The organism is Streptomyces sp. V2I9 (assembly GCF_030817475.1).
GTDB lineage: Bacteria > Actinomycetota > Actinomycetes > Streptomycetales > Streptomycetaceae > Streptomyces.
In genome coordinates this window covers 3,244,523-3,270,982 of the sequence record NZ_JAUSZJ010000002.1, presented here as the reverse complement: position 1 = coordinate 3,270,982, position 26,460 = coordinate 3,244,523, and the positions used below count along the sequence as shown (strand labels likewise).

At 71.5% G+C, this 26,460-nt stretch carries 23 protein-coding genes and 1 tRNA gene; 9 read left to right on the top strand and 15 right to left on the bottom strand.

Annotation, left to right across the window (positions count from 1 at the left end; all coding sequences use genetic code 11):
• The first annotated feature begins 226 nt into the window (after positions 1–226).
• The 5 genes from QFZ71_RS14355 to QFZ71_RS14335 all read left to right on the top strand — a co-directional run bounded on the left by QFZ71_RS14355 (position 227) and on the right by QFZ71_RS14335 (position 4,847).
• Positions 227–1,246 carry an ABC transporter ATP-binding protein gene (locus tag QFZ71_RS14355; RefSeq protein ID WP_307668616.1) on the top strand — a complete coding sequence of 340 codons (1,020 nt, stop codon included), beginning with the start codon at positions 227–229 and terminating at the stop codon, positions 1,244–1,246.
• Positions 1,236–2,144, top strand: a complete 909-nt coding sequence (locus QFZ71_RS14350) for an ABC transporter permease subunit (RefSeq protein ID WP_307668615.1) — start codon at positions 1,236–1,238, stop codon at positions 2,142–2,144. The genes QFZ71_RS14355 and QFZ71_RS14350 overlap by 11 nt, the downstream gene beginning before the upstream one ends.
• Positions 2,141–3,052 carry an ABC transporter ATP-binding protein gene (locus tag QFZ71_RS14345; RefSeq protein ID WP_307668614.1) on the top strand — a complete coding sequence of 304 codons (912 nt, stop codon included), beginning with the start codon at positions 2,141–2,143 and terminating at the stop codon, positions 3,050–3,052. Before QFZ71_RS14350 ends, QFZ71_RS14345 begins: the two co-directional genes overlap by 4 nt.
• Before the next feature lie 30 nt (positions 3,053–3,082).
• Positions 3,083–3,802 carry an ABC transporter permease gene (locus tag QFZ71_RS14340; protein WP_307668613.1) on the top strand — a complete coding sequence of 240 codons (720 nt, stop codon included), beginning with the start codon at positions 3,083–3,085 and terminating at the stop codon, positions 3,800–3,802.
• A 331-nt stretch (positions 3,803–4,133) separates the two neighbouring features.
• Positions 4,134–4,847 (top strand): hypothetical protein, encoded by a 714-nt coding sequence (locus QFZ71_RS14335; protein WP_307668612.1) that lies wholly within the window; start codon positions 4,134–4,136, stop codon positions 4,845–4,847.
• Positions 4,848–4,910: 63 nt separating this feature from the next.
• Here the strand turns inward: QFZ71_RS14335 and QFZ71_RS14330 are convergent, their stop codons facing one another.
• The 9 genes from QFZ71_RS14330 to QFZ71_RS14290 form a co-directional block, all read right to left on the bottom strand.
• Positions 4,911–5,735 carry an HAD family hydrolase gene (locus QFZ71_RS14330; protein WP_307668611.1) on the bottom strand — a complete coding sequence of 275 codons (825 nt, stop codon included), beginning with the start codon at positions 5,733–5,735 and terminating at the stop codon, positions 4,911–4,913.
• Positions 5,732–7,009: a serine--tRNA ligase gene (gene serS / locus QFZ71_RS14325; protein ID WP_307668610.1), complete on the bottom strand. Its 1,278-nt coding sequence runs from the start codon at positions 7,007–7,009 to the stop codon at positions 5,732–5,734. Before serS ends, QFZ71_RS14330 begins: the two co-directional genes overlap by 4 nt.
• 672 nt (positions 7,010–7,681) lie before the next feature.
• The gene (pheA, locus tag QFZ71_RS14320; RefSeq protein WP_307668609.1) at positions 7,682–8,617 is read right to left on the bottom strand and encodes a prephenate dehydratase; all 936 of its coding nucleotides are present in this window, start codon (positions 8,615–8,617) and stop codon (positions 7,682–7,684) included.
• Between the two features lie 243 nt (positions 8,618–8,860).
• Entirely contained in the window at positions 8,861–10,237 is a 1,377-nt protein-coding gene (efeB, locus tag QFZ71_RS14315; RefSeq protein ID WP_307668608.1) for an iron uptake transporter deferrochelatase/peroxidase subunit, read from the bottom strand.
• Positions 10,238–10,313: 76 nt separating this feature from the next.
• Entirely contained in the window at positions 10,314–12,236 is a 1,923-nt protein-coding gene (locus QFZ71_RS14310; protein WP_307668607.1) for a copper resistance CopC/CopD family protein, read from the bottom strand.
• Positions 12,237–12,248: 12 nt separating this feature from the next.
• Positions 12,249–12,695, bottom strand: coding sequence for a copper chaperone PCu(A)C (locus QFZ71_RS14305; RefSeq protein ID WP_307668606.1), 447 nt, complete (start codon positions 12,693–12,695; stop codon positions 12,249–12,251).
• Positions 12,692–13,351 (bottom strand): SCO family protein, encoded by a 660-nt coding sequence (locus QFZ71_RS14300; RefSeq protein WP_307668605.1) that lies wholly within the window; start codon positions 13,349–13,351, stop codon positions 12,692–12,694. The genes QFZ71_RS14305 and QFZ71_RS14300 overlap by 4 nt, the downstream gene beginning before the upstream one ends.
• A 44-nt stretch (positions 13,352–13,395) precedes the next feature.
• Positions 13,396–14,142 carry a YcnI family protein gene (locus QFZ71_RS14295; RefSeq protein ID WP_307668604.1) on the bottom strand — a complete coding sequence of 249 codons (747 nt, stop codon included), beginning with the start codon at positions 14,140–14,142 and terminating at the stop codon, positions 13,396–13,398.
• A gap of 148 nt (positions 14,143–14,290) precedes the next feature.
• The gene (locus tag QFZ71_RS14290) at positions 14,291–15,157 is read right to left on the bottom strand and encodes a hypothetical protein (RefSeq protein WP_307668603.1); all 867 of its coding nucleotides are present in this window, start codon (positions 15,155–15,157) and stop codon (positions 14,291–14,293) included.
• Positions 15,158–15,448: 291 nt separating this feature from the next.
• Here QFZ71_RS14290 and QFZ71_RS14285 point away from each other — a divergent pair, with 291 nt between their 5' ends.
• Positions 15,449–16,051, top strand: a complete 603-nt coding sequence (locus QFZ71_RS14285; RefSeq protein ID WP_307668602.1) for an ATP-binding protein — start codon at positions 15,449–15,451, stop codon at positions 16,049–16,051.
• Between the two features lie 64 nt (positions 16,052–16,115).
• On the opposite strand, the gene QFZ71_RS14280 is transcribed toward QFZ71_RS14285, so the two are convergent.
• Entirely contained in the window at positions 16,116–17,594 is a 1,479-nt protein-coding gene (locus QFZ71_RS14280) for an aminopeptidase P family protein (RefSeq protein ID WP_307668601.1), read from the bottom strand.
• Between the two features lie 116 nt (positions 17,595–17,710).
• Positions 17,711–19,198, bottom strand: coding sequence for a PP2C family protein-serine/threonine phosphatase (locus QFZ71_RS14275; RefSeq protein WP_307668600.1), 1,488 nt, complete (start codon positions 19,196–19,198; stop codon positions 17,711–17,713).
• Positions 19,199–19,826: 628 nt separating this feature from the next.
• On the opposite strand from QFZ71_RS14275, the gene QFZ71_RS14270 reads away from it, so the two are divergent.
• Positions 19,827–20,561, top strand: a complete 735-nt coding sequence (locus QFZ71_RS14270; protein WP_307668599.1) for a bifunctional DNA primase/polymerase — start codon at positions 19,827–19,829, stop codon at positions 20,559–20,561.
• A 297-nt stretch (positions 20,562–20,858) separates the two neighbouring features.
• On the opposite strand, the gene QFZ71_RS14265 is transcribed toward QFZ71_RS14270, so the two are convergent.
• The 3 genes from QFZ71_RS14265 to QFZ71_RS14255 all read right to left on the bottom strand — a co-directional run bounded on the left by QFZ71_RS14265 (position 20,859) and on the right by QFZ71_RS14255 (position 23,761).
• Positions 20,859–21,824: a DUF5926 family protein gene (locus QFZ71_RS14265; RefSeq protein ID WP_307668598.1), complete on the bottom strand. Its 966-nt coding sequence runs from the start codon at positions 21,822–21,824 to the stop codon at positions 20,859–20,861.
• A gap of 309 nt (positions 21,825–22,133) precedes the next feature.
• On the bottom strand, positions 22,134–22,829 hold the full coding sequence (locus QFZ71_RS14260; RefSeq protein WP_307668597.1) for an ATP-binding protein: 696 nt from the start codon (positions 22,827–22,829) through the stop codon (positions 22,134–22,136).
• 95 nt (positions 22,830–22,924) lie between these two features.
• Entirely contained in the window at positions 22,925–23,761 is an 837-nt protein-coding gene (locus QFZ71_RS14255) for a glycerophosphodiester phosphodiesterase (RefSeq protein ID WP_307668596.1), read from the bottom strand.
• Between the two features lie 201 nt (positions 23,762–23,962).
• Between QFZ71_RS14255 and QFZ71_RS14250 the strand changes: the two genes are divergently transcribed.
• Together QFZ71_RS14250 and QFZ71_RS14245 are read left to right on the top strand one after the other, a co-directional pair.
• Positions 23,963–25,711 (top strand): trypsin-like peptidase domain-containing protein, encoded by a 1,749-nt coding sequence (locus QFZ71_RS14250; RefSeq protein ID WP_307668595.1) that lies wholly within the window; start codon positions 23,963–23,965, stop codon positions 25,709–25,711.
• Between the two features lie 86 nt (positions 25,712–25,797).
• A tRNA-Ser gene (locus tag QFZ71_RS14245) sits at positions 25,798–25,887 on the top strand.
• A 64-nt stretch (positions 25,888–25,951) separates the two neighbouring features.
• On the opposite strand, the gene QFZ71_RS14240 is transcribed toward QFZ71_RS14245, so the two are convergent.
• On the bottom strand, positions 25,952–26,392 hold the full coding sequence (locus QFZ71_RS14240) for a hypothetical protein (RefSeq protein ID WP_307668594.1): 441 nt from the start codon (positions 26,390–26,392) through the stop codon (positions 25,952–25,954).
• Positions 26,393–26,460: the final 68 nt, after the last annotated feature.

Genomic DNA, 26,460 nt, shown 5'->3' with positions numbered 1-26,460 from the left:
GTGGACAACCCGACCCGTCCGGCCGGGACGTCTTCGTCCGCAGCAGCTGACGCCCTCCCGTGCACCGTCCGGCCGAGGGCTCCGTCCTCGGTTTCCGCACGGTCCCCCTACGGGCGCGTACGCCTGGAGTCTGACCCGCATCCAGCCGTCAGGGCTGACGACCGGTGTGGCCCGCACCACTAACGTCGTTGATGTGACAGCCGTAATCGCTACCGAAGCCCTGAGCATGCGGTTCCCTCGGGTGACCGCGCTTGACCGGCTCACGTTGGACATCGGACCGGGTGTGACCGGTCTGGTGGGGTCCAACGGAGCCGGCAAGTCCACACTGATCAAGATCCTGCTGGGTCTCTCCCCCGCCACCGAAGGCCGGGCCGCGGTGCTCGGGCTCGACGTCTCGACCAGCGGCGCCGCCATCCGGGAACGGGTGGGGTACATGCCCGAGCACGACTGCCTGCCGCCGGACGTCTCGGCGACCGAGTTCGTCGTGCACATGGCCCGTATGTCGGGGCTGCCGCCCACAGCGGCCCGTGAGCGCACGGCGGATACCCTGCGCCATGTCGGCCTCTACGAGGAGCGCTACCGCCCCATCGGCGGCTATTCGACCGGCATGAAGCAGCGGGTGAAGCTGGCCCAGGCCCTCGTCCACGACCCCCAGTTGGTCCTGCTCGACGAGCCGACCAACGGCCTGGACCCGGTCGGCCGCGACGAGATGCTCGGCCTCATCCGCCGCATCCACACCGACTTCGGCATCTCCGTCCTGGTGACCTCGCACCTCCTGGGCGAGCTGGAACGCACCTGCGACCACGTCGTGGTCATCGATGGCGGAACCCTCCTGCGTTCCAGCTCCACCAGCGACTTCACCCAGACCACCGCGACCCTCGCCGTCGAGGTGACCGACAGCGACACCCACCCCGACGGCACCGGCACCCTGCGCAAGGTCCTCACCGACGCCGGGGTCACGCTCGTCGGCCACGACGGGATCGATACGGAGGGGCTGCCGGGCGCGGGCCACATCCTGTTGATCGAGGCGGCCGGCGAGGAGACCTACGACCTGGTCCGCGACAGCGTCGCCGGGCTCGGACTCGGCCTGGTCCGCATGGAACAGCGCCGCCACCACATCGCCGAGGTCTTCCGCACCGAACAGGGCGGGGCGCACGCAGCCGCCGTCCCGGCCGCCGCCGGAGCCGTCCACCCGGCCGCGCAGCAGGTCGTCCAGCAGAAGGGAAGCGGCCGCGATGAGCGCTGAGACCAAGACCGCGGCCGGGCGCGACGCGTCCCGGATCCACAACATCGGCTACCGCTCCTACGACGGACCGCGGCTCGGCCGGGCCTACGCCCGCCGCTCCCTGTTCTCGCAGACCCTGCGGGGCTCCTACGGACTGGGCCGTTCCGCCAAGTCCAAGGTGCTGCCCATGCTGCTGTTCGGTGTGATGGCGCTGGTCGCGGCGATCCTGGTGGCGGTCTCCATGGCCGCACCGGATGCCAGCAAGCTGGTGGTCAAGTACACGTCGTACGCGATCTACCTCCAGGCCGTCATCGGCCTCTTCATCGCCGCGCAGGCACCGCAGGCGGTCTCCAGGGATCTCCGCTTCAAGACCGTCCCCCTGTATTTCTCGCGGCCGATCGAACGCACCGACTACGTGCTGGCGAAGTTCGCCGCCACCGCAGCCGCGCTCTTCATCCTCACCGGCGCGCCCCTGCTCATCCTCTATGTGGGTTCTCTGCTGGCGAAGTTCGACTTCGCCGATCAGACCACCTGGTTCGCCCAGGGACTGGTGTCGGTGGCGCTGCTCTCCGTGCTGTTCGCCGGGCTCGGCCTCGTGATGGCCGCCCTCACCCCGCGGCGTGGCTTCGGCGTCGCCGCGGTGATCGCGCTGCTGACCATCACCTACGGCGCCGTCTCCACGGTCCAGGCCATCGCCTGGGAGACCGGGTCGACCGGGGCCGTGCAGTGGCTCGGACTCTTCTCGCCGATCACGCTGGTCGACGGCGTGCAGACCGCGTTCCTCGGCGCCACCTCCGCCTTCCCCGGAGGGGAAGGCCCGGGGGCAGGCACCGGAGTGGTCTACCTGATCGTTGTTCTCGCGCTCGTCGCCGGCTCGTACGCCGTCCTGATGCGCCGCTATCGGAGGGCCGGGCTGTGACCACCATCGAGATCGACCACACCTCGCGCTGGTTCGGCAACGTGGTCGCCGTCAACGACGTCTCCATGACCGTGGGGCCCGGCGTCACCGGCCTGCTCGGCCCGAACGGAGCCGGGAAGTCCACCCTCATCAACATGATGGGCGGATTCCTCGCCCCCTCGACGGGGAAGGTCACGCTCGACGGGCGGCCGATCTGGCGCAACGAGGCCGTCTACAAAGAGATCGGCATCGTTCCCGAGCGGGAGGCGATGTACGACTTCCTCACCGGCAAGGAGTTCGTCGTCGCCAACGCCGAACTCCAGGGTCTGGGCGGGGCGGAGGCGCGTAAGGCGCTCGCCACGGTTCAGATGGAGTACGCGCAGGACCGCAAGATCTCCACGTACAGCAAGGGCATGCGCCAGCGCGTGAAGATGGCGTCCGCGCTGGTCCACGAGCCCTCGGTGCTGCTTCTGGACGAGCCGTTCAACGGGATGGACCCGCGCCAGCGGATGCAGCTCATGGAACTCCTGCGACGGATGGGGGGCGAGGGGCGGACGGTTCTGTTCTCCTCCCACATCCTCGAAGAGGTCGAGCAGTTGGCCTCGCACATCGAGGTGATCGTGGCGGGCCGGCACGCCGCTTCCGGCGACTTCCGCAAGATCCGCCGGCTGATGACGGACCGGCCGCACCGCTATCTGGTGCGTTCCAGCGACGACCGGGCGCTCGCGGCCGCGCTCATCGCCGACCCGTCCACCGCGGGCATCGAGGTCGATCTGTCCGATAAGGCGTTGCGCATCCAGGCCGTCGACTTCGGGCGGTTCACCGAACTGCTGCCGAGGGTGGCCCGCGAGCAGGGCATCCGCCTGCTCACCGTCTCGCCGTCCGACGAGTCCCTCGAATCGGTCTTTTCCTATCTCGTAGCGGCCTGAGTAGTGGCCTGAAAGGAGCTGTGCACCGTCATGTACGACCCCACAGTCGCCCGGCTCACCTACCGGGCCCTGCTCGGCCGGCGCCGGGCCGCCATCCTGTTCGTCCTGCCCGCGCTGCTGCTGGTCATCGCCGCGGCCGTGCGGATGTTCGCCGGAGCCGATGACCAGATCGCCTCGAACGTCCTCGGCGGGTTCGCCATCGCCACCATGGTGCCGCTGATCGGCGTGATCGCGGGCACCGGGGCGATCGGCCCCGAGATCGACGACGGCTCGATCGTCTACCTGCTCGCCAAGCCGGTGAAGCGGCCCACGATCATCTTCACCAAGCTGATCGTGGCCATCGCGGTGACCATGGTGTTCTCCGCCCTGCCGACGCTTCTGGCGGGCCTGATCCTCAACGGCAACGGCCAGCAGATCGCCGTCGCCTACACGATCGCGGCGCTGGTCGCCTCGATCGCGTACAGCGCCCTGTTCCTGCTGCTCGGCACCGTCAGCCGGCACGCGGTCGTCCTCGGCCTGGTCTACGCGCTGGTCTGGGAGGCCCTCTTCGGCAGCCTGGTGGCCGGGGCGCGGACGCTCAGTGTCCAGCAGTGGTCCCTGGCGGTCGCCCAGAAGGTCGCGGGCGACGGCGCGGTGACCTCGGACGTCGGCCTGCCGCTCGCCACGGTCCTGCTGGCCGTGGTGACGGTCGCAGCCACCTGGTACGCGGGCCAGAAGCTGCGGGCGCTGAAGCTCGCGGGCGAGGAGTGAGGGCCGCGGAGCGGGATTGAGGCCCGCGCCCTGAGACTCGCGCATACGCTCGCGTACACGACGGCTCCCGCCCCGGCCAGGGCGGGAGCCGTCGGTCGTACGCCCGGTCAACCTCGCGTGACGTTGTGTTTATCGGGTCGTTGGGCAGGGTGCGTGGAGGCAACTGGAATCCGTGGCGTCGTAGCGATCGTGAAATCGGGGAATGCCGGCACCGGGTGAGGCCCAGCCCACCGGACCGGTCATCGAGTGAGTGGCAACCGTGAGCGTCCTCCACCCCTGAAGCCCGGGGTGTGGGCCGTCCTCGTCATTCCCTCGTACGAAAGGCACACCCATGCCCACGGAAGTCGCCCTGCTCGAATCGCGCGCACTGCGCGGGGAGCGGATGGGGCGCGTCGACGTCCTCGACAAGGTGAAGAGCCTGGTCATGCTCCCGGACGGGATGCACGTTCGCACAGAGGACGTGGCTCGTTACTTCGAAGTATCCACAGAGGTCGTGAAGAAGGTGACCCAGCGGCACCGGGCAGAAGTCGTCGAGAACGGTCTCGTCCTCCTGCGCGGCGCTGAGCTGCGACTTTTCCATAGGGACATGGTGTCCCTATGGGAGGGGGAGGGGCGGGGAAGTTATCCACAGGCGGCTACGCGGCTGACCCTCTACACCCGCCGCACCGTCCTCAACATCGCCATGCTTCTTCGTGACAGCGACATCGCCCGCTGCGTGCGGACGTACCTTCTCGACGCCGAAGAACCGCTGCGTACCCAGTACGCGTCCCTCGACCAGCGCGTCACGCGCATCGAGAGCTGCCTCTCCGGGGTCGGCAGTGCGCTGCAGGAGCTGGGGCCGGTGCTGGTGCGGATGTCGGAGCGGCTCGACAGCCTGGACCGGAAGGTGGAGATGACGCACCAGGTGGTCGGGGCGATGAGCCTGCGGCTGACGGACGTGCAGCAGGACGTCGTACGGCTCGACGGACGGCTGGACTGTTTCGCCCGTCAGCTGAAGGACCTGCGCCGCCGTGGCGGACCGCGCGGGCGGCACGGAGAGCGCTAGAGAACGGCGGCCCGGCACCGTCTTCCACGGTGCCGGGCCGCCGTCGCGCTGTGCGGATGGGTGCTACCGCGCCGGCTGCACGGACGCCGAGCGGAGCAGCTCCTCCAGAACCACCGCGATGCCGTCGTCCTCGTTGGACGCGGTGACCTCGTGGGCGACGGCCTTCAGCTCGTCGTGGGCGTTGGCCATGGCCACGCCGTGGCGTGCCCAGCCGAACATCGGGATGTCGTTCGGCATGTCGCCGAAGGCGATCGTGTCGCCCGCCTTCACCCCCAGCCGCCGGGCGGCCAGCGAGAGGCCGGTCGCCTTGCTGAGGCCCAGCGGCAGGATCTCCACCACGCCGGGCCCGGCCATGACCACGTCGACCAGACTGCCGACGGCCGCCCTCGCGGCGAAGGCCAGCGCGTCGTCGTCCAGCTCCGCGTGCTGGATGTAGACCTTGTTGAGCGGGGCGGTCCACATCTCGGCCGCGTCCTCCACGAAGACGTACGGCAGCGGCCCCTCCTGCACCCGGTAGCCGGGGCCCACGAGCACTTCGCCGTCCAGGCCGTCGCGGCCGGCCGCCAGGTGCAGCGGGCCGACCTCCGCCTCGATCTTCGCCAGCGCGAGTCCGGCGAGCCGGCGGTCCAGCGTCAGCGAGGTCAGCAGCTTGTGCTCGCCCGCGTGGTAGACCTGCGCGCCCTGACCGCAGACGGCGAGTCCCTCGTACCCGAGGTCGTCCAGGATGTGCCGGGTCCAGGGGACCGCCCGTCCGGTGACGACGATGTGCGCGGCGCCGGCCGCCGTGGCGGCGGCCAGGGCCTCGCGGGTGCGCTCGGAGACCGTGTCGTCCCCGCGCAGCAGTGTGCCGTCGAGGTCGGTCGCTACGAGCTTGTAGGGAAAGGTCACGTGGCGACCGGTTCCAGGACCTCGCGTCCGCCCAGATAGGGGCGGAGCATCTCGGGCACCCGGACCGAGCCGTCGGGGAGCTGGTGGTTCTCCAGGATCGCCACGATCGTGCGCGGTACGGCACAGAGCGTGCCGTTCAGCGTGGCCAGCGGCTGGACCTTCTTGCCCTCACGCATCCGGACGGACAGGCGGCGGGCCTGGAAGCCGTCGCAGTTCGACGCGGAGGTCAGCTCGCGGTACTTGCCCTGGGTCGGGATCCACGCCTCGCAGTCGAACTTCCGCGAGGCGGAGGCGCCGAGGTCACCGGTGGCGACATCGATGACCTGGAAGGGCAGTTCGAGGCCGGTGAGCCACTGCTTCTCCCACTCCAGGAGCCTGCGGTGCTCGGCCTCGGCGTCCGCCGGGTCGACGTACGAGAACATCTCGACCTTGTCGAACTGGTGGACGCGGAAGATGCCGCGGGTGTCCTTGCCGTACGTGCCGGCCTCGCGGCGGAAGCACGGGGAGAACCCGGCGTACCGCAGGGGCAGCTTGCCGGCGTCGATGATCTCGTCCATGTGGTACGCGGCGAGCGGGACCTCGGAGGTGCCGACCAGGTAGTAGTCGTCCTTCTCGAGGTGGTACACGTTCTCCGCGGCCTGACCGAGGAAGCCGGTGCCCTCCATGGCGCGCGGGCGGACCAGCGCCGGGGTCAGCATCGGGATGAAGCCGGCCTCGGTGGCCTGCGCGATCGCCGCGTTGACGAGGGCCAGCTCCAGGAGCGCGCCGACGCCGGTGAGGTAGTAGAACCGCGAACCGGAGACCTTCGCGCCGCGCTCCATGTCGATGGCGCCGAGCGCCTCGCCGAGCTCCAGGTGGTCCTTGGGCTCGAATCCCTCGGCGCCGAAGTCGCGGATGGTGCCGTGCGTCTCCAGGACGACGAAGTCCTCCTCGCCGCCGACCGGCACGTCCTCGTGGACGATGTTGCCGAGCTGGAGCAGCAGCCGCTTGGCCTCCGCGTCGGCCTCGTCCTGGGCGGCGTCGGCCGCCTTGACGTCGGCCTTGAGCTGCTCGGCCTTCTTGAGGAGTTCGGCGCGCTCCTCGGGGGTGGCCTGGGGAATCAGCTTGCCGAGCGACTTCTGCTCGGCGCGGAGTTCGTCGAAGCGGACGCCGGACGACCTGCGCAGCTCGTCGGCGGAGAGCAGGGCGTCGACGAGGTCGACGTCCTCTCCACGGGCGCGCTGGGAGGCGCGAACACGGTCGGGGTCCTCACGGAGCAGGCGAAGGTCAATCACCCCACCAGGCTACCGGTGCGCGGTTCTCGCACTCGAACCGATAGGGCCGAGCGTGTCCCTATGGGTGAATTGCCGGAATTGATATGTATGAGGGGGATCGCGGATATCGCCTGCAGGGGATCTCGATGGCGGAGTCGGGGCGGGGGCGGGAGAGGGGCCGGTCAATAACGGCCGTTAACTCCCCTGAACAGGGCAGAAGGTGCGGTCCGCCTTGACGTACCGGCCGTGAAGAGGGCGGGAGTTGGGGGAGCGGCCGATGCTGTTGTCCACAGGGGCGGCAGTATCCGAATAGTTATCCACAGGCTGTGTGGAAGTTCTGTGGATGCCGGAGCGCTTAGCTCCGGAACTCGGGTGAAGCGCTCCGGAAACCTCGCCAAACCTGCTTTGTGCGCTCTTTCGGGTGGGAATTCATTGCCTCAAAGGGGCGATTGGGCGAATGGGGGCGAGACGAGAGGCTCGCACCGCCTTGTTTCGCCTCGTGCCACTGTGGGTCGCTCCGAGGATGCTGGGTTGATTTGTCGATGATGTCGCTTGAGGGTGTCGACTTGTCCCCAGGCCGAGAGGCCTTCCTGTGGATAACTCCCTCGCATGCGTGACTATCCGTAGATAGCACCGCTGCGGAGCGCGCAAGGAGGCCGCCCCGGAGGCGCGCCGGGGCTCCCTGCCCTGCCGTCAGATCCGGCCGTCCTGGCAGCGCGCCAGCCAGTCGGAGGCTTCCGTGAACGCCGCGTCCGAGGTGCCCGCCCGCAGCGGCCGCACCTCGGACGGGGAGATGTCCGCCCGCGGGTACGAACCGAGGAACCGCACGTTCGGGCTGATCCGTTTCAGCCCCATCAGGGCCTCCCCGACCCTCCGGTCCGCGATGTGACCCTCCGCGTCCACGGCGAAGCAGTAGTTGCCGATGCCCTCGCCGGTCGGGCGGGACTGGATCAGCATCAGGTTGACGCCCCGTACCGCGAATTCCTGGAGCAGTTCCAACAGGGCGCCGGGGTGGTCGTCCTCCATGCAGATCACCACGGAGGTCTTGTCCGCGCCGGTCGGCGAGGAGGGCCGGGCCGGGCGGCCCACCAGGACGAAGCGGGTCTGGGCGTTCTCCGCGTCGTGGATCTCCGTCACCAGCGGCTCCAGGCCGTAGGTGGCGGCGGCGAACTCCCCGGCGAACGCGGCGTCGTACCGCCCTTCCTGGACCAGCCGGGCACCGTCCGCGTTGGACGCGGCCGACTCCCACACGACTCCCGGCAGGTGGGTCGCCAGCCAGTTGCGCACCTGCGGCTGGGCGGCCGGGTGGGCGGTGACCGTCTTGATGTCCGACAGCTTGGTGCCGGGCCGCACCAGCAGCGCGAAGGTGATGGAGAGCAACACCTCGCGGTAGATCATCAGCGGTTCCCCGCCGGCCAGCTCGTCCAGCGTCGCGGTGATGCCGCCCTCGACGGAGTTCTCGATCGGCACGAGCGCCGCCGCCGCCTCGCCGCCGCGTACGGCGTCCAGGGCGGCCGGCACGGACACCATCGGGACGAGTTCGCGGGTGGCGGCCTCCGGGAGCGTACGGAGAGCGACTTCGGTGAAGGTGCCTTCGGGGCCGAGATAGGCGTAGCGCGTGGCTGACATGCGTTCAGCCTAATGTGCCCCGCGAGGCCCGCCGCGCTGTCTCGGAATGCGGTCACGATCGTGCGCGCCGGGGGCAAGGGAGCGCCTCCCGCCCAGGGGCGTACGCGCCTCCGCTGCACGCCCCGGACTTGCGCGCGGGTACGCCCCCGTCTTGCACGCGCCCCCCGGCACAAGCTGTCCCGCCCTGTGCCCGCCCGCCGTCAGGCGACCCGCTACGGGTCCGCGCGCCGCATCAGCCGCCCCCTACGACTCCAGAAGCCGCTGCCCCACGTACTCCCCCTCCGCCGCCCCGCCGGGCACCGCGAACACCGCGCTCGCCTCGTGCCGGAGGAACGGTGAGAGCGCGTCGCCCCGGTCGAGCTTGCGCTGCACCGGCACGAAGCCCCGGAACGGGTCCGCCTGCCAGCAGATGAAGAGGAGTCCGGCGTCCGGAGTGCCGTCCTCCGCGATGCCGTCGTGGTACGAGAACGGGCGGCGCAGCATGGCGGCCCCACCGTTCTTCTCGGGCGAGGAGATCCGGGCGTGCGCGTTGTCGGGGATCACCAGCCTGCCGTCCGGGCCCGCCTTGTCGAGGTCCATCCCGGTGGTCTCGGTCCCCCCGCTCAGGGGCGCTCCGTCCGCCTTGCGCCGCCCGATGACCCGCTCCTGGCGCTCCACCGGAAGCTTCTCCCAGTCGTCCAGCAGCATCCTGATCCGGCGGACGACGGCGTACGAACCGCCTTCCATCCACTCCTGCGGCCTTCCGGGCGAGGCGGGGACGAAGACGCGCCGGTCGAAGTCCTCGTCGGAGGGCTTCGGGTTGCCGGTGCCGTCGATCTGGCCCATCAGGTTGCGGGCGGTCATCGGCCGGGCGGTGGCGCCGGGGGTGCGGTTGAAGCCGTTCATCTGCCACCGCACCCGCGCGGTTCCCGCGGCCTCCTTCTGGATCGCCCGCAGGGCGTGGAAGGCGACGAGGGCGTCGTTCGCGCCGATCTGCACCCACAGGTCGCCGCCCGAACGCCTGGCGTCGAGGATGTCGGCGGAGAACACCGGCAGCGGGTCGAGCGCGGCGGGCAGGCGGTCGGTCAGCCCGGTGCGCGCGAAGAACGTACGGCCGAAGCCGAAGGTGACGGTCAGGGACGAGGGGCCCGCGTCCAGAGCGATCCCGGTGTCGTGGCCGGGGCCGTCCGCCGCACCCGCGGCGGCGCGTCCCGCCATGAGCTCCTTCGCCAGCGCGGACCAGCGCCGCAGCAACGCCGCCGCCTCCCTGCGCCCCGTGCCCGCCACGAGATCGAAGGCGACGAGGTGGCCCCGCGCCTGAAGCGGAGTGGTGATCCCCGGTTGATGTTTCCCGTGAAACATCGCCTCGGTCGCCCCGACCGTCGTCAGCGCGGCCGGCTCCTCGGGACGGGTGGCGGCGTACCCGGCGGCCCCGGCTCCGGTCCCCAGGACCAGCCCCGTGGCGCCGGCCGCGCCTGCCGTCCCCAGCAGCCGTCGCCGGGACACGCCGGTGCCGCCACCGTCCGTGCGGGCGGCGTCCGGGGAGCCGGTGTCGCCTTCAGCGCCCCCGGCGTTCGCCGCGTTCTCCGTGATGAGGGTCGTGGCGGGCCGGTCCGTCGCCCGCTTCCTGGTCTTGCCCATCGTGCTCAGCCGATCTTCGTCTTGGTCATGCGCATCGTGCTTGGCCGATCCTCGTCCCGGCGGTGCCCCATCGCGCTCAGCCGATCTTCACGTTCTTGTCGACAGTGACCTGGTCGATGTCCGAGGTCCGTACCGTCACGTCGATCCTCCAGTCCCCGGCCATCGGGATCTGCACCCCGCTCGCCGACCAGTGCCCCTCCGCCAGCCGGTCCGGGACGACCGGCAGCGGGCCGATGTCCTTGGACTCCAGGGTGAGGGCCAGCTTCAGCTCGGGAACGTCCATCGGCTTGCCGCCGCTGCCGTCGATCCACACGTGCAGATCGTTGGAGCCGGTGCGGCCGGGCTCGAGATCGATGCGGACGGTGCCCTTGCCGTTCCGGACGCCGGTGTCGAACGGCAGGCTCAGGTTGACCGGGCCGCCCGCGGCCGGAGCCGAGGCGGCGGGGGAGCCGGCGGCCTCCTCCTCCGTACGGCCCGGTTCGGTGGACGTCAGCACGGTGGTGACGGCCAGCAGGACGACGGCGACGGCGGCCTCGGCCAGGACCGAGCGGCGCAGCCCGGAGCGCTCAGGGTCGGCGTCCCGTATCCGCTTCTTCTTCGTCGCGGTCAGGACGGCTTGCTGACGGGCCAGCTGCGCGGCCCGCTCGGGGTCGATGTCCGGCTCGTCCACCGCACCCGCCCGCTCCTCGTCCTCGGCCTCCGTTTCGCTGGGCGCGGAGGCGGCCCCCGCCGTATCCGTCAGCAGCCCCGTCCAGCGCCGGGAGAACCGGGCGGCCACGAGCATCAGCACGATCAGCGCCACCTTGATGATCAGCAGCTGCCCGTACCGCGTCCCGGTCAGCGCCGACCAGGAACCGACCTGCCGCCAGGACTGGTAGATCCCGGTCGCCGCCAGCACCACGACACTGCCGAACGCGACCGCCGAGAAGCGCCGGACCGCGGCGCTCCCGATGTCCGGAGTCCGGTACAGCGACACCAGGAGCGAGACCAGCCCGCCGAGCCAGGCGGCGACGGCCAGCAGGTGCAGGACGTCCACCGGCATGGCGATGCCCGCCTGGATGCCGGTCGAGGCGTGCTCGGACATCGCCCAGGTGGCGGCGATGCCCGCCGCGACCACTCCGCCGCCGACGGCGAGACCGAAGGTGAGGTCCTTCTTCTCCCGCTCGTCCTCACGCCGCGCGTACGTGCCGAACAGCACGGCGATGAACAGCGCGGCGGCCCCGAGCAGCAGCAGCCGGGAGACGAGGGCCGCACCGGGCTTGGTCTCCAGGACGGCCTGGAGGGCGGTGAGGTCGAAGGCGTCGGCGAACTTCCCGCTGCCGGTGTACGGGGCGCGCAGCAGCAGCATGGCCAGCGTCGCCGCGGTCAGCGTGAGCCAGCTGCGGACCACGAGCCGCTGCATCGGCAGGGCGGACGCACCGCCCCGCCAGCAGACCAGGACGAACGCGCTGCCGCCGGCGAGCAGGACGAATCCGCCGTACGCCGCGTAGCGCGCGATGCCGTAGACGACGCCGACCGGCCCGCCGCCCGCCTCCTGCGAGGGCAGGGCGACGGTGGTGTCGGACGGGGCGCCGATGGAGAACGTGAACGCGCCGGAGATCGGGTGGCTGTCGGCGGAGATCGCCTGCCAGGCCACCGTGTAGGTGCCATCCGGCAGGCCGGAGTGCAGGGAGACGCCGTAGCGGACGGTGGAGCCCTCGGACAGGTCCTTCGGCGCCGCCTCGGTGTCGGCGCGCCTGCCGCTGGGGTCGAGGACCCGGATGGAGTCGTCGCCCACGGCGATCGCCTCCGAGAAGCTGAGGGTGACCTCCTTGGGCGCGGTGCCGACCACCGCCCCGTCCTGCGGGTCGCTCCCGGTGAGGGCGGCGTGCGCGGACGCCGGGCCCGCGCCGGCCAGCAGCAGCCCGAGGACCAGGCCGGCCAGCGCGGCGAGGAACGCGGTGACGGCGGCGGGCCGTCGTACCGGGGGCGGTCCGGGGTACGGGGCGGTGGCAGACATCGGCTCAGTCCCTCACTGCTTCTTCGGGTTGTGGGTGGTTTCCTTCACCGGCAGGTCGACCGTGATGCGGCCGGCCTTCTCGAAGTGCAGCTCGACGGAGACCTTCTCGCCCTGCTTGGGCTTCTGCTTGAGCTTCATGAACATGATGTGGTTGCCACCGCGTTCGAGGTCCAGCTCGCCCTTGGCGGGCACCTCGAACGAGGAGACCTTCCGCATCTTCCGGTTCTTCGTCTCGTGGATCGTGACGTCGTCGGAGAGCGGACTGGTCACCGAGGTGAGCCGGTCCCCGGCATCGCCCTTGTTCTGGACGACGAGGAACCCGGCGGCCATGTCGCTGACGGGCTGCGGCAGATACGCGCCGACGATCTCCAGATCCGGCTCGCCCGCCGACGAGCACCCGGCCAGGGTCAGCCCCGTGGCGAGGGCGAGGACGGCGGCGAGGACCGGGCGAAGGTTCACGGCGCCTCCCCCTTGATCAGCTTGGGGAGGTCCTTCGTGTACTCCTCGGCGCTGGTGTCCTCGCCGTAGAGCACGTACCCCTCGTCGGTCTTCGGGGAGAAGGCGATGACCTGGGCGCCGTGCATCGAGACGACGGTGCCGTCCTTCTCCTTCTTCGGCGCGTCGATGCCGATGCCGATCTGCCGCGCCCCGGCCTGGATGGTCGGGAAGTCGCCGGTGAGACCGGTGAAGGAGGGGTCCTGGGCGGACAGCCACTTGCCGAGCGAGGCAGGGGTGTCGCGCTCGGGATCGGTGGTGACGAAGACGACCTGGAGCTTGTCCTGGTCGGCCTTGGGCAGCTCCCGCTTGGCGAGGGAGATGTTGCTCATGGTCAGCGGGCAGACGTCGGGGCAGTTGGTGTAGCCGAAGTAGATGAGCGTCGGCTTGCCCTTGGTCGCCTCGCGGAGGTCGTACTCCTTGCCGTGGGTGTCGGTGAGGACGAGGTTCGGCTTGGTGAACGGCTGGTCGAGAACGGTCGCGGCCTTGTCCTTCGGCGCGGCGCTGACGTCGGCGACGGACGAGGAGTCCGCCGTGTCGTCACCGGTGCCGCAGGAGGAGAGGGCCAGGGCGGCCGCGGCGGCGAACGCCACGGCCGTCACTGCTTTTCTGGTGCGCATGGAAGAGATGTCCTGAACGTGGTGCGGGTGAGGGAACCGGCCGGTCAGGCCGAGCGGCGACGTCCCGCGAGGACGCCGAACGCGACGCCCGCGATGCCGATGACGATGCCGATGATGCCCAGGGTGCGGGCGGTGGTGTCGCTGGAGGAGGAGGACGCGGCGGTGCTGCTCTCCTTGGCCGACGCGTCGGAGCCGGCGGCCTTGTGGTCGTCGGTCTCCTCGGTGTCGTCGGCCGCGGCGCCGTGGTGGTCCTCGGCGGCGGCGGTCAGCTTCAGGACCGGGGCGGGGCTGTCGGGCTCCTCGCCGCCGGCCTTGGGCTCCTCGATCCAGCGGACGACTTCCTTGTTGTCGTAGGTCTGGATCGCCTTGAAGACGAGCTGGTCGGCGTCCTCGGGCAGCGCGCCGACGGAGACCGGGAACTGCTGGAAGTAGCCGGGGGCGATCTCGCTGTCGTCCGCGGTCCAGGTCACCTTGGAGACGGCCTCGGTGATCTTCTTGCCGTGGACTTCCAGCGGCTTGTCGAGCTTGCTCTTGTCGATCGTGATCTTCCAGCCGGGCACGGCCTGCGGGCTGACGGAGGAGAGCGGGTGGTCGGCCGGGAAGTTCACCTCGAGCTTCACGGTCGAGGCCTGGTCGCGCTCGTTGGGCACCTTGAAGTTGAGCGTGGCGTATCCGCCCTTGGCGGCCTCGCCCACCGGCTGGACGCTGACGTGGGCGGCGGCCGGGCCGGCGACCAGCAGGACGGTGGACGCGGCGACGCCGGCGGCGAGGGCGATACGGGAAAGCTTCATGGCAGGAATCTCCACAGGGGAACGGAACACGGTGGTCCGGCGCGCGGCTGCGCGACGGCATCACGACACCTCGCGGTGCGGTTCCGAACGGGAGCACGTGCACAGGGATGTGCAGGGGCGGCCCGCGGGGCCCGGTGGAGGCGTCGCGTCAGGCTGCGAGGGTGTACGGGGCCGGAGGCCCGCGCCTGATCACCAGGTGCTGCAGAGGGTCCCCGGGGGCAGGCAGGGGCACGTCGTCGCAGGGGCGCGGCGCGCGCGGTCCTGCGGTGCGCTGCTCCCGGTCCCCGGCCCGCAGCGCGCGCACGAGGGCGAGCGCGGCCCGCAGGGACCGCAGCCGGGCGCCGGCCGCCAGGGCCTGGGCGCCGTGGGCGGAGAGCCGGGCCAGTCCGAAGAGGGCGATCTCGCCGCGCCGCAGCAGCCAGCCGAGGGCGAGCGCGACGAGGACGTGGGCCAGGAACATCGGCAGGCTCGGCAGCATCGCGGTGACCGCGGCGCACACCTGTGCGAAACCGGAGGCGCCGTCAGCTCCCGCCGACGCGGCGGCGCGCGCCGCTTCGGCACCGCCGTCGGCCCCGAGATGGCCGTGGGCCCCCGCGAGCGTCGACGGGTCGATGCCCGCGGAGGAGACGATGCGGTGGGCGTCGGCCGCGTTCAGCCCCGCCGGGCCTTCGCCGCACACGAGCCCGGAGGCGAACCGGATGAGCGGGCTGTCGCCGCCCGTGCTCGTGGGCGCGGCCGGGGCGCCGCTGTGGCCGCCGTACGCGAAGAGGCCGTGCAGGAGGATCTGCCCGCCGGCCAGCGCGCCCACGATCGCCGGGAGGGACCGTTCCCTTCCGGCGAGGACCGCGGCGGCCCCGAAGACGCCGAGGAACGCGGCGAGCAGGGTCCACGCGGGAACCGCCGTGCGGGCCGCGAACGCGTGCCCCGCGGCGGACAGCACGACGCAGACCGCGGTGAACACCGCGGCCCTCATGAGCCGCAGACCGGCTCCGGCGTGTGCGAGAGGCGTGGACATGGCGGGGACATCATCGCACTGCGCCCGCCCCGGCCGTACGGCAGGTCCGGAAGATCGTCCTCCGTCCCCGATCGCGCTTGTTGCCCCTGTTCGCGGGGGATGTACGGGCCGGGGGCGCGTTCCGGTCACCGGGTACGCGCCCCCGGTGACCTGCGACGGGTCGGTGCATACACCGGGCGGCCGCATATCGGCATCCGCCGAACGAGGGCTCTCCCGCCCGATCCGTGCTTACGAAGTGCCGAGTGCGGCAATACGTATCGATACGTCGAGCCGCAGCCAGGAGGCTGGAAGATGAGCATCTGGTGGTCTCTCCATTTGCGGCGCGAAGCTGCGAGTGTTCCGCTCGCCCGTCGTTTTCTGCTCGGCACCATGGAAACCGCAGGGGTGGATCCGGACATCTCCTTCGACCTGTCGGTCGCGCTCAGCGAGGCCTGTGCGAACGCCGTCGAGCACGGTGGCTACCGCACGGTTCTCGGGGAGCAGGGGGAATCCGGGTACGGACGCCCTGCCGCGGACTCCGGGCAGTACCGGGTCACGGCCTATCTGGACGGCGAGAAGTGCCGTATCGAGGTCAGCGACTCGGGGCCGGGCTTCCCCGCCCGGCGCGCGCTTCGCCCCACCGCGCACCACGAACAGCCCGCGCACCACGAGCGTCCCGAAGATCCGCAGGGCCCGCTGGACGCGGAGGACGCGGAGGACGCGGCGCGCTGTGACCAGCAGTCCCCGTGGTCCTCGTTCCCCGCGTGGGACCCGGAGGCCGAGAGCGGCCGGGGCCTCGATCTGATCGAGCGGCTCTCGGACCACGTCCAGTTCGGCAACCGGCCGGGCCGGGGCGCGGTGGTCAGCTTCGACAAGGTCCTGAAATGGCGCGAGGGCGCGCTGCTCACGGCGTAGTGAGCGGCACGCCCCGGCGCGTGCCGTGCGCGAGGGGCCGGCCCCTCGCGCACGTACGGGAAGGTCAGCCCTTCAGCCGTGCCATCCACGCCTCGACCTCGTCGGCCTGGCGGGGCAGCGCGGCGGAGAGGTTCCGGTTGCCGTCCTCGGTGACGAGGATGTCGTCCTCGATCCGGACGCCGATGCCCCGGTACTCCTCCGGCACGGTCAGATCGTCGGCCTGGAAGTAGAGACCGGGCTCGACCGTGAGGCAGACACCCGGCTCCAGCGTGCCGTTGACGTACGCCTCGGTGCGCGCGGCGGCGCAGTCGTGGACGTCCATGCCGAGCATGTGACCGGTGCCGTGGAGGGTCCAGCGGCGCTGGAGGCCGAGCTCCAGCACCTTGTCCACGGACAGGTCGCCGAGCAGGCCCCACTCGACGAGCTTCTCGGCGAGCACGCGCTGTGCCGCGTCGTGGAAGTCGCGGTAGTCGGCGCCCGGCTTCACGGCGGCGATGCCCGCCTCCTGGGCCTCGTACACCGCGTCGTAGATCTTGCGCTGGAGCGGCGAGAACGTGCCGTTGATCGGCAGCGTGCGCGTCACGTCGGCGGTGTAGAGGTCGTTGGTCTCCACCCCGGCGTCCAGGAGCAGCAGCTCGCCCGCGCGGACGGCGCCGTCGTTGCGCACCCAGTGCAGGGTGGTGGCGTGCGGGCCGGCGGCGCAGATCGAGCCGTAGCCGATGTCGTTGCCCTCGATGCGGGCGCGCAGGAAGAACGTGCCCTCGATGAAGCGCTCGCTGGTGGCCTCGGCCTTGTCCAGGCTCTTGACGACGTCCTCGAAGCCGCGCGCGGTGGCGTCGCACGCCTTCTGCAGCTCGGCGATCTCGAAGGCGTCCTTCACCAGACGGGCCTCGGAGAGGTGGACGCGCAGTTCCTCGTCCCGCTCCGCGGTGACCTTGTCGGTGAGGGCGGCCTCGATGGCGGCGTCGTGGCCGCGCACGACGCGGACCGGGCCGGTGGCCTCGGTCAGCGCGGCGGGCAGCTCGCGGACGTCCTTCGCGGGGATGCCCAGCAGCTGCTCGGCCTCGGCGAGGGAGTTGCGGCGGCCGACCCACAGCTCGCCCTGGCCGTCGAGCCAGAACTCGCCGTTCTCCCGGTCGGAGCGCGGCAGCAGGTAGATCGTCGCCTCGTGACCGCGCTCACCCGTCGGCTCCAGGACGAGCACGCCGTCGTGGGTCTGGTCGCCGGTGAGGTACGCGTACTCGGTGGAGGCGCGGAAGGCGTACTCGGTGTCGTTGGAGCGGGTCTTCAGGTTGCCCGCGGGGATGACCAGGCGCTCGCCGGGGAAGCGGTCGGAGAGCGCGGCGCGCCGGTCGGCGGTGTGCCCGGCCTGGGCGATCGGCTGGAGGTCGTGCAGTTCCGTGTCGGCCCAGCCCGACTTCATGTTCGCGGCGAGCTCGTCGGAGACGGCCGGGTACAGGCCGTTCTTCCGCTGCTTGACCTTCTCCGCCTCGTTTCCTTCGGTCTCCTGCTCCGGGTTCTCCGGGATGAGCTCCTCAGACACGATTTGTCTCTCCTTGATACGACACTGGACCATCACCCATCGTACGGGCGTACGGAAGGGGGCCCGGGGCCGAAGGGCCTGTTACCGGGGAGGGCGTCGCCGGAGCGGCCCGCGGGTCACTCGAAGTGGGCGGCGAGGAGCACGACGTCCTCGGTGGAGTCGCTCCGGTCGAGGCCGTCGGGAAGCATCGTGCGCAGGACGTGGTCGGCGACGGCCGCCGGATCGTTCCGCTCGCTCTTCGGTACGGAGGCGGCGGCGGAGTGCAGCCGGGCGAAGGCGCGGTCCATCGGGTCGCCGGTGCGGCGCAGCAGCCCGTCCGTGCAGAGAAGCACCGTTTCGCCCGGGGCGGGGCTGAACTCCACGCTCGGCGCCTCCCAGCAGGAGAGCATCCCCAGCGGGGCGGAGAGCGCCGTCTCGACGAACTCGCACCGCCGGTCCCCGAGCACCAGCGGCGGGGTGTGCCCGGCCCCCGCCAGCACGACCTTGCGGGTGGCGGGCTCGCAGTAGGCGAAGAGGGCGGTCGCGGTCCGCGCGGGTTCGGTGAGCCGCAGCAGCAGTTCCAGGTCGGAGAGTACGGCGACGGGGTCCTCGCCCTCCATCACGGCGTACGCGCGCAGGCTGGCGCGCAGCCGGCCCATGGCGGCCACGGCGCCGGGACCGGACCCGCCCACGGAACCGACGGCCAGGCCGAGCGCCCGGTCGGGCAGCGTCAGCGCGTCGTACCAGTCGCCACCGCCGCGGGGACCGGTGCGGTGGCGGACTGCGAGCCGCACGCCGGGGACCCGCGGCAGCCGGCTGGGCAGCAGCTCCTCGGCGACGGCGGCGATGTCCGCGCGGGCGCGCTCCAGCTCGATCAGGCGGGCCAGGTGCTCGGTGGCGTAGCGGGCGTAAAGACCGACGAGGTGGCGCTGCTTCTGCGCGGGTTCGGCCGGTTCGTCGTAGAGCCAGAGCGCCGCACCGAGGCGGCCGGCCGTATCGGAGGTGAGGGGGAGGGCGTAGCTCGCGGCGTAGCCGAGCCGGACGGCGACCTCGCGGTGGCGCGGGTCCAGGTCCTGCTCGGCGAGGAGGTCGGGGCTGGCGATCCCGTCGGCGGAGCCCGGCAGCCCGTCGAGGGCCCGGCCGAGCGCGGTGGCCGCGCGCGGCACGGTTTCGATGTGCCCGAGATCGGCGTGGCTCAGCCCGAGGGTCCGGGTGGTGGCGGGGCCGTCGGCGTTCGCCGGTTCCAGAACGAGAAGACCGCGGCGGGCGCCGACGAGGGCGGCTCCGGCGTGCAGCAGTTCGTTCAGGGCGTCGTCGAGGGTGCTCGTTCCGGCCAGCCGCTCGGTGAGTTCGTGCAGCGTCGTGAGGTCCGAGACCCAGCCCGCCAGCCGGTCCTGGAGGAACGCTCCGGGCGGGCTCGGAACCTCGGCCAGAGGAGCGGTAGTGTGCGCTGAAACCGCAACTTCTGGATCGATTCCAGCCACTTTCGGCAGGTGTGGGGCGCTCATGGCAGCCAGCTTTCCGACCAGCTTGATTCGTCGAATAGCATCGCAAACCCCCATGTGATTCTGCGCCACTATCAATGTATCCACATGTACACGCACAAGTAACCCGATGTCCAGCATTGTCCGTTCAGGGAACCGGGCGATTCGCGCCCTCCCAGTGTCGGTCAACTTGGCTGAAAAGTGCACCCTGTGAACGCCAATTACGATCGACTGGGGCTGTTCAACCGGGTACCTCCGGGGCGCACCTCGCCGGAGGAGCGTCATTCCGGGGATGCTGGGTACGTAAACGGTGTCGCTCGGGTGCGGTGGTGTTCGACCAGGAACCCGGCGGCGGGTTCAGGCGTCCTCACCCGTGACGGCGATGCCCCGCGCCGGACGGCGGGGTTCGCACCAGGGACGGCAGGCGAGGCCCGGACCACCCTCGCCCGGTGATCGTCGGCCCGGCTCGACCCGCACGTTCGACCCGCACGACGTCGCCCGAGCAGCACGACTCCGCTCGGCCGGTTCGGCCCTGCCCGGTTCGGCTCCGCTCAGCCCGTCCGTCCTCGTCCGGTTCGACTCCGCACTCGATTCGTCCCGTGCGGTGGCTCTGCCCCCGCTCCACCCGGCTCGGCTCACCCCCGGTAAGACGGCACACCTGTACCGCGGAACTGATGAGCACATACGCACAGCGAAGAGATACGCACATGGTGTCACCGGCGCGTGGTGCCATGTGGACTCGGCGTTCAACGGAAAGGAACGAGCGCTCATGCGCGAGATCCTCGGAAGGCGGCGCAGGCTCCGGCGCAAGGAGGGGGCCGCCCGGCTCGACGCGGCCCTGACCTGCGCCACCGTATGGCAATGGCCCGTCCTGCCCGGAGTGGGAACGGCCCGCGCCGTTCCACGCGGCGGGAGCGACGGCCTCGGCTGTGCCTGCCCCGAACCCGACTGCGCCGTACCGGGCGCACACCCCTTCGACCCCGGCCTGCTGGCGGCCACCACGGACGAGCGCATGGTGCGCTGGTGGTGGACCAACCGCCCCACCGCCCCCGTCCTGCTGGCTACCGGCGGTCGCGCGCCCTGCGCGGTGAGCCTGCCCGCCGTGGCCGGAGCCGGAGCGCTGAGCGTCCTCGACGCCCTCGGCATGCGCCTCGGCCCGATCGTGGCGACGCCCACGCGATGGTCGCTGCTGGTGGCCCCGTACACCCTGGAACGGCTCGGCGAACTGCTGTACGCGAAGGACTGGGTGCCCAGTTCGCTCCGGTTCCACGGCGAAGGCGGCTATCTCGTCCTGCCGCCGTCCCGGACCGGCGCGGGCCAGGTCCGCTGGGAACGGCCCCCCGCACCGCCCACGGCCTCCGCCGCCGTAGGTCCGGTGCGCCGGAGCCGGACGAAGAGTGCGGTGCCCGCGGCCCCCTGGCTGCCGGACGTGGAAGCGGTGCTGGACGCCCTGGTCGAGGCGAGTACAGGCGCTCCGGGCGGGGGCAGCCGGCTCGCGTACTGACGCGACCGGCTGATCGGGAACCGGCGGGCCGCCAGAAAGCTTTCGGGCAAAGGTTTCTGAGGGGGCGTCCGGAGGTCGCGGCCTCCGCGCCCGGAGATGTCACGGGGGCGGTTCGCAGCCGGAGAAGGAAGACGCCCGATCGCTGGCGACGGGGGATGCACCAGCGACCGGGCTTTTAGAACCGTAACAAGAGATCTGCTGTTCGCAAATTCGATCTCGCTTGTAAGGACGCCGATTTACTTGCGGGTACGGCGAGTTGTGACGCGGGTCACCGCCTGCGGTGTCCGGTCGGCCTCCTCAGCTGAGGGTCACCTGGCGGTTGGTGAGGCCGCCGCGGGCGCGGCGCTCCTCGGCGGTGAGCGGGGCGTCGGACGCGAGGGCGGTCGCCAGTCGCTCGGCGAACTCGACGGCGGGCTTCTCGCACGCCTCGGCCCCCATCGAGCTCGGCAGGTCCCAGACGGGGACCACGAGCCCGTGCGCCCGGAACGACCCGACCAGGCGGGTGTCGTCGCCGAGCGAGGAGGTGCCCGCGGCGTGCAGCCGGGCGAGCGCGTCGAGGAGCTGCTCCTCGGGGTGCGGCATGACCCAGCGCAGGTGGTTCTTCTCCGGGGTCTCGCACCAGTACGCGGCGTCGACGCCGGACAGCCGCGTCGTCGGGATCGCGGCGGCGTTCGCGCGCTCCAGGGAGGCTGCCACCTCCGGCGCGGCGTTCTCCGCGTCCGGTACCCAGAACTCGAACCCGGTGTGCACGTCCGGCTCGAAGGCGGCGTCCGGCGCGAGGAGGTCCTGGAGACGCGGACCGTCGGCGGGAACGCGGCGGGCGGCGACCGGGGATCCGGGCTCGGCCTCCAGGGCGCGCTGCAGGGTGTCCGCGAGGTCGCGGCTGAGGTCGCCGGAGGAGGTGTCGTTCTGCAGGGCGAGCAGGACGGAGCCGTCGTCGCGGCGCAGCGCGGGCCAGGCCATCGGCAGGACCGTCGCGAGCGTCACCGACGGAACCCCCTCGGGCAGCCCGTCCTTGAGCGTCAGCCCGACCGTGGCGGCGGGCACCAGCTCGCGCAGCGCGACCCAGTCGCACTCACCCGCGAGACCCTCGAACGGGCGGTGGACGAGCTCGGTCACGGCCTGGGCGGCGGCGCGCCCGTGACACGCCTTGTAACGGCGGCCCGATCCGCACGGGCAGGGCTCGCGGGCCCCGACGACCGGGATCTCACCGTCCTTGAGCTGCGGCTTCCCGGCCTTGGACTGAGGGCGCTTCTTGGCCATGGTGGGCGTTCTCCCGATTGCGACAGTGCGGACTCGGCGCGAGCCTAGCCGCCCGGCGAGCCTCGCTCCGCCCCCGTACGCCTTCGGGCCGCGCCGTCCGGCCGTCAACACGCGGGCGACCGTGCCGTCGAAGCGGTCGGTACGGGGGTGGCTCGGGCCCGGCGCCACCGTCCGATCGTGCGGGACAGCGCACGACGGGTGACACCGCGCGATCGTGCGGGGCGGCCCAGGCCGGTGGCGCGCCGTCCGGTCGTGCGGGGCCGTGCGGGCTGGTGGCGCGCCGTCCGGTCGGTGCGGGGCGGCGCAGGCTCAACTCGCGTCGTCGAAGGCGTCGGAGAAGTCCAGGCCCTCGAAACCGGTGAGCCCCCCGGTGCGGTGCTCGCCGACGCCGCGCCTACCGGTGCCGTTGGCGCGGAGCCCCTTCGCGCCGGTGTCGGTGCCGGTGGCGACGGAGCTCCCGCAGCCGTCCCCGGGCGGTTTCTCCGAGGCGACCAGGGCCCAGACGGTGACCTCGCCCGGCGCGTCGTCCCGCACGCCCCACTCCTGGGCCAGGGCGCTGATGATGTTGAGTCCCCGGCCGCCGCGCGCCGTCACCGACGGGGTGGACGGAGCCGGGCGGGTCGGGCCGCCGCCGTCCGTGACCTCCACGGTGAGCGCGCCGGCGGGGTCCATCCGCCAGGCGGCGCGGATGTCCCCGTCACCGACCTCGGCGTGCCGCCCCAGAGGTCTGCCGTGCCGGCAGGCGTTGCTGAGAAGTTCGGAAAGGATCAGAACAGCGTCGTCGACGACCGTGTCCGACACCCCGTTGCCGCGCAACTGTTCACGCATCCGGTGTCGTGCCTGCCCCACGCCGGCAGGACCATGAGGAATGGCCATGCTCGACGACGCGGGCACCTCTTGTGCCACCACCAACGCCACCCCCGAGACCTCCTTTTCCCCACGCCACGGGTTGGATGCCCCACTGAGCTGGATCGGAAACCGGCCAATCCGTTGACGGTGACGCACTCGTGACGGATGAGCGCACGGTGAATGCGCCGGGGCACAACCCGTAACGGCCGGGGTCGGGCGTGTGAGGGGCGATTCGGGTACCGGGACGCGTACTAAACACGACCCAGTTGGGACAGAACCTGCTTAGGGCGGTTGGTGATGATCGCCTCGACACCGAGGTCGGCGCACAGGTCGACGTCGGCCGGTTCGTTCACGGTCCACACGTGCACCCGGTGGCCCGCACGGTGCAGCCGCTCGATGTAGCCGGGGTGGCTGCGCACGATGCGCATGCCCGGCCCCGCGATCCGCGATCCGGCGGGCAGCCGCCCGTCGCGCATCCGGGGCGAGACGAACTGCATCAGGTAGACCGTGGGCAGGGTGGGAGCGGCCGCCTGGACGCGGTGGAGGGAGCGGGCGGAGAAGCTCATGACGCGGATGGGCGAGGGCTCGTCGGCTGCCGGGGCGTCCAGCCCGAACCGCTTCAGCAGCCGCAGGAGCCGCTCCTCGACCTGCCCGGCCCAGCGGGTGGGGTGCTTCGTCTCGATGGCCAGCTGCAGGGGCCGCCCGGTCGCCCGTACCTCGGTGACCAGCTCCAGGAGCCGTTCCAGGGTGAGTACGGAGGTGAGCTCGCCCGGTACGGGATCCCAGTCGGGCGACTCCTCCCGGTCCTTCCAGGAACCGAAGTCGAGGGCGGCGAGGTCGGCGAGCTCCAAGGCCGAGACGGCGCCGCGCCCGTTGGACGTACGGTTCACCCGTCGGTCGTGGACGCAGACGAGATGGCCGTCGGCGGTGAGCCGGACATCGCATTCCAGCGCGTCGGCACCGTCCTCGATCGCCTTCCTGTAGGCGGCCAGGGTGTGCTCGGGGGCGTCGTCGGAGGCACCGCGGTGGGCGATGACCTGGATGGAGGTGCGCGCGCTGCGCTGCCGTGCGTGGGTCACCCGCGTCATGGTGTCACCGCTGCGGAACCTGCTGAGCACATGTCACCCTGGAGGTCTGTTTTGTCTGATGTAAAGATTGGTGTGCGGATGCACAGGTCCTGCTTACAGTGGCCCGACGTGTTGTGGGAAAAGCTGACCGCAGACACGTGCACAGCGGATTTCTTGCCGAACGCCGACTGGATGCCGAGTGGAACCGAGGAGTAGAGAGCTGTGAGCACCGAGAACGAGGGCAACGAGGGCAACGCGGCACCGAACGTGCCGTCCGTTCCGTCCGCACCTCCCGTGCCGGCCGACGCTCCCGTGCGGGCCGACTCCTCCGGACCGGCCGACTCCGCCGGGCGGGCCGATGCTTCCGGCCCGGCGGCCGATGGGCCCACGCCGCCGACAGACCCGGTCCGGGACGCCGCACCCGAACCTCCCGCGACGGCGCACGACACCGCGCGCCTTCCCGTGCACGACACCGGCGCACCGGACTCCGCCCCGCCCGCCCCCGGCGCGGGAACTCCGGCACCGGCGGCCCCGGCGTACGCCGAAGCGCCGCGCCACGACCCCACGCACCAGGGCGCTCCGGCGCAAGGCCCTTCGGCCCCCACGCCCGCGTACGCCCAGGGCGCCCACCCGACGCCGCCCCAGCCGTCCCACGGCTCCCCGTACGGAGCGGCGCCCGACCTCCCCGCGGGCGCCGCCTCCTGGCCTCCGCCGCCGCCCGCCGTGCCGTCGTACGCCGGCGGGAACGCGGCGCACGCGTCCGGTGGCGTCGGCAACGGCGGTGGCCACGGCCCGGTCTGGGGCGCTCCGGTGCCGCCCGGCCTCGAATCCCCGGACCACAGGAGCGGCAGGAGCCGCGCGGGCGGTCTCGTGGCGGCCGTCGCCGTGGCGGCGCTCGTCGCGGGCGGTATCGGCGGAGCCCTCGGCTTCTGGGCGGCCGACCGCAACGGCAGCGGCTCGTCCGGCAGCTCGACCACGGTCGCGGCGTCGGACACCCCGAAGGACCTGAAGCGACCGGCGGGCACGGTGGCCGGAGTCGCGGCGAAGGCGCTCCCCAGCGTGGTCACCATCGACGCGCAGGGCGGCGACGGCGAGGGCGGCACGGGCACCGGCTTCGTGTACGACAAGGAAGGCCACATCCTCACCAACAACCACGTGGTGGCCTCCGCCGCGGAGTCCGGCGAACTGTCGGCGACCTTCTCGGACGGCAAGAAGTACGCGGCCGAGGTGGTGGGCCGGGCCCAGGGCTACGACGTGGCCGTCCTGAAGCTCAAGAGCCCGCCGGCGGGCCTGACGCCCCTTCCGCTGGGCAACTCGGAGGGTGTCGCGGTCGGCGACTCCACCATTGCGATCGGCGCGCCCTTCGGCCTCTCCAACACGGTCACCACGGGCATCATCAGCGCGAAGAACCGCCCGGTGGCGTCCGGGGACGGTTCCAGCAACAAGAACTCGTACATGAGCGCCCTGCAGACCGACGCCTCGATCAACCCGGGCAACTCCGGCGGCCCGCTGCTGGACGCGACGGGCGCGGTCATCGGCATCAACTCCGCGATCCAGTCGACCGGCGGCGGCCTCGGCCAGTCCCAGGCGGGTTCGATCGGCCTCGGCTTCGCCATCCCGGTCAACCAGGCGAAGAACGTCGCCGAGCAGCTGATCAAGACCGGCAAGCCGGTCTACCCGGTGATCGGCGCGACGGTCTCGATGGAGGAGAAGACGGGCGGCGCTGCCATCTCCACCGAGGGCGCGGGTGGCACCCCCGCCGTCACCCCGAACGGCCCGGCGGCCAAGGCGGGGCTCAAGGGGGGAGACGTGATCACCAAGTTCAACGACACGGTGATCGACAGCGGCCCGACCCTGATCGGCGAGATCTGGACCCGCAAGCCGGGCGAGAAGGTGACCCTGACGTACGAGCGCGACGGCAAGGAGGCCACGGCCGAAGTCACCCTGGGCCAGCGCGAGGGCGACAGCTGACCGGCTAGGCTGTCCCACGCGTCGAACCGGCCCCACACGGGCCTGACGGCCCATCGGCTTGCACAGCGACGGACCCGCCGACGCGGGGTGGGTTGCCCGAGCGGCCTAAGGGAACGGTCTTGAAAACCGTCGTGGCAGCGATGTCACCGTGGGTTCAAATCCCACACCCACCGCCATAAGACGGCCCCCGACCAGCAGTTTTGGTCGGGGGCCGCCTTCGTTGCACGCCGCCCGCCCGCGCTACCAGGCCGGACGCGGGTCCCGGCGTTCCGGTGCGAGGCCCGTGGGGACGTCGGTGCCCGTGTCCGTTCGCCACAGGTACCCCGGACTCGGGGCGAACTCCTCGTCGGGGGGCGACTGGGCGTGGTAGCGCTGCGTGCGGGGGAGCGGTATCTCGACCAGGCTGCCGTCGTGGATCATCCACAGCCCGAAGCAGTCGTCCTCCTCGTCGTGGATCAGCACCTGCACCCGCTCCGGGTTCGGCCAGGGAAGCGATGCGAGGTGGTCGAGGAGTCCGGAGCGCGGGCCCACCCGGTCGAACTCGATGACCCAGCCGCCGACGAACAGGTCCAGGGGCCGGAAGTGGCCTTGCCAGCTGCGCGAAGCGTCCGGGCGGGTCAGGGGTTCCATGACCTCGTCCGCGTACGTCGCCAGGACGATGACCTGCGCGATTCTGCTCATGCCGGAGTATCGCCGCAGGGTGGGGGTCGGCCGCACCTCATTTCTTCCGGGTGCTGGCCCCCCGGCTC